Genomic DNA, 859 nt, shown 5'->3' with positions numbered 1-859 from the left:
TAGTTGTCGTCGGTGCCGTAGCCAGCCATGATGAACAGCGACAGGTTCTCCATCGGCGTGATGTCGAGGCGAACCTTGCCGGCCACTTCTTCGTAGGCGCTGTCATAAGCGATGACGCCGGTGATCGCGCCCCAGCCCTGCGTCCACTTCAAGCCGCCGACGACATGCGGAACATAGTCGTCGATCGTGAAGGGGCCGTAGCCTTCTTCGAGCGAGACGACGGCGGAGAAGCCGTTGCCGGCATCGAAGTAGTACTGGATGACGTTGGTGTCGAAGCCGCCGTAGGGGACCAGCGTATCGTTCATGACGTTGCCGGCGTAGCCGATGAACGTATCGAAGGCCGATTCGTCCTTACCGACGCGCAGCCCACCGAGCTGGATCCAGGCGAAGTTCAGCGAAACGCCCCTGTTGCCGGCATCGTTGCCGACGAGGTACCCATCGTCGTCGATGGCGGCGAAGCCCTGCCTGTTACCGAAGTTGTAGCGGGTCTCGGTGTAGGTCTTCAAGGTGCCGAGCTCGGTTTCCTGGCCGGTCCAGGTCTTCAGCGTGAAGCGGGCGCGCTTCCAATAGGTGTCGTTCTCGCCGCCGTCCTCGCGGTCCCAGTTCGTCGCACCGGTGAACGTGCCGACGTCGCCGACGCCGATGTCGTAGCGGACATAGCCGCCGATGCGCAGGCAGGTTTCGGTGCCGGGAATGTAGAAATAGCCAGCGCCGTAGACGTCGCAGATCCGGACGTATTCAGCGGGTTCCGGCTCGGCGACGACGACGGCGTCGGCGGCGCGCGCACCGGAAACTGCGACCAGTGCCGCAGCGGAGCCGAGAAGAAGGCTCTTGATGTTCATTTTCTGACCTCCAGTCA

Annotated in this window: 1 protein-coding gene; it reads right to left on the bottom strand. The window is 62.7% G+C overall.

Translation table 11 applies throughout. From position 1 onward, the window contains the following. A partial coding sequence (locus AC0L26_RS31945) for a porin (RefSeq protein ID WP_473636080.1) occupies positions 1-842 on the bottom strand: 842 nt, incomplete at its 3' end. Between the last annotated feature and the right edge of the window lie 17 nt (positions 843-859).

The organism is Mesorhizobium sp. WSM4823 (assembly GCF_055811195.1).
Note: the sequence above shows the minus strand (reverse complement) of the source record. Positions and strands in the feature narration are given on the sequence as shown.